2 protein-coding genes, 1 tRNA gene and 1 pseudogene are annotated in these 1,602 nt (G+C 66.2%); 2 read left to right on the top strand and 2 right to left on the bottom strand.

The genetic code is table 11. The features are described from left to right. Together trxC and ENN83_RS15820 are read left to right on the top strand one after the other, a co-directional pair. Positions 1-423, top strand: a 423-nt coding sequence (trxC, locus tag ENN83_RS15825) for a thioredoxin TrxC (RefSeq protein WP_287188693.1), incomplete at its 5' end; no start/stop codon positions are given. A 35-nt stretch (positions 424-458) separates the two neighbouring features. Then, positions 459-534, top strand: a tRNA-Ala gene (locus tag ENN83_RS15820). A 105-nt stretch (positions 535-639) separates the two neighbouring features. On the opposite strand, the gene ENN83_RS17240 is transcribed toward ENN83_RS15820, so the two are convergent. Next, positions 640-801, bottom strand: coding sequence for a winged helix-turn-helix domain-containing protein (locus ENN83_RS17240; protein ID WP_414707681.1), 162 nt, complete (start codon positions 799-801; stop codon positions 640-642). A gap of 414 nt (positions 802-1,215) precedes the next feature. Then, positions 1,216-1,602 (bottom strand): annotated as a pseudogene (locus ENN83_RS15810) (hypothetical protein); the annotation flags it as partial.

Raw genomic sequence — 1,602 nt, 5'->3', positions numbered from 1 at the left:
TGTACCGATTGCGGCAGCGTGAACCGCGTGCCGTCCGACAAGCTGGGGGCGGGGCCGAAATGCGGCACCTGCGGGGCGCGGCTGGTGCCCGGCAAGCCGGTCGAGATCGACTTTCGCACGCTTCAGGCCTGCATCAAGAGCGACGACTTGCCCCTGCTGGTGGATTTCTGGGCGGCCTGGTGCGGGCCCTGCCGGATGATGGGGCCGCAATTCGCCCAGGCCGCGCAGACATTAGCGCCCGGCGTGCGCTTTACCAAGGTCGACACCCAGTCGAATCCCGATGCCACGGCGCGCTACGACATCCGCGGCATTCCGCTGCTGATCCTGTTCCACAAGGGCCGCGAGGTCGCGCGGCTGAGCGGCGCCCGGCCGGCGGCGGATATCGTCTCCTTCGTGCGCAGCCATGTGGGGGAGACCGCTTGACATCCCCCGCGCCATGGGCCAAATCGGCACGCATCGGGGCCGTAGCTCAGCTGGGAGAGCGCGTCGTTCGCAATGACGAGGTCAGGGGTTCGATCCCCCTCGGCTCCACCATTAAAACCGCTGAAATATCAAGTGACTGAACCGCGCCGCGTGTCCACTGAGCACGCGGCATGGTTTTGGTTTGCATCGCTCTTGCACGATTCCACGGGTCCACGCTCACTCTGACCGCGCCCTCGTGAACGCCCGCCCCTCGTCTGACAGCTCCCAAACCCCACGCGGCGAGTCACTGCGAAACCGGCCTTCCTTGACGAGACCGGATCGCGCCCAGCAGGTCGCATTCCACCAGCGTTCCTCGCTCGCCGGTCGAGACGGGCTCATGGTCGTCCTTCGTCAGGCGATCCTTGACCGCAGGCAGCATCTTCTTGCGGATGTCGTGGACCTCGGCGGACCCGCCGAGTTCGAGGCGCACCTTCGTCAGGGGCAGGCGGAAGTCGCGCAGTGGTGTCTTGTTCCCGCGACGGCGCGGCTTCTTTATCTTCGGCGCGTCCACAGGCCTCCCCGCGCCTCGCATCTTCTCGAGGGCGTCGAGGGCAAGTCGGACCACGTCGTCCGCTGTGTCCTCGAGCGGGCGCGCGGCGGCCTGCAGACGGATGAACGTCTCGTCCGAGATTCGGAATGGCAACCTCTTATCTGGAGATTACCTTGTAACGAGGTAACAGATCGTGGTCAGCGCTAGAAAGACGTGAGCGCAGGCGAAGGAGACCAATCCCCGCCTGCGCCCTTCTTCCGCTCTCAAGCGCCCCAACCACGCCCATGGTCAGGACCCGACTGCTGAAGCTCAACCCCTCCTCCCAGAAGAGCAAGTTTCACCAGGCGGTCATCATCGCGCGCGACCGCCCCCAGGATCAACCAGCCGACGAGGTCCTGGGCCGCGATGCTCTTGGTGAAGGTCCGCTTCGCACGGCGCAGGTCGCCGCCCATGATGCGCAGCATCACCGCCTCGGGCACATAGCCGTGGATCAGCGCGCCGATGGAAATGCCGATGACGACCCGGATCCAGACCCGGCCGACGATCTCGCGCACCTGGTCCAGCCCGATCTTCAGCCGGTCGACCATGCCCAGCCGCTCTTGCGGCAGATCGCCCTCCGGCGCGGCGGTCGGGGGCTTGGGTTTCGGCAC

Source organism: Rhodovulum sp., from assembly GCF_011048875.1.
Classification (GTDB): Bacteria; Pseudomonadota; Alphaproteobacteria; order Rhodobacterales; family Rhodobacteraceae; genus Rhodovulum; species Rhodovulum tesquicola.
The sequence above is the reverse complement of the archived record's forward strand: the minus strand, read 5'-3'. Positions and strand labels throughout refer to the sequence as shown.

Bases quoted from the DNA above. Each gene is read 5' to 3' on its own strand.
- ENN83_RS17240 (WP_414707681.1), bottom strand. From the start codon at position 801: ATGAGCCCGTCTCGACCGGCGAGCGAGGAACGCTGGTGGAATGCGACC.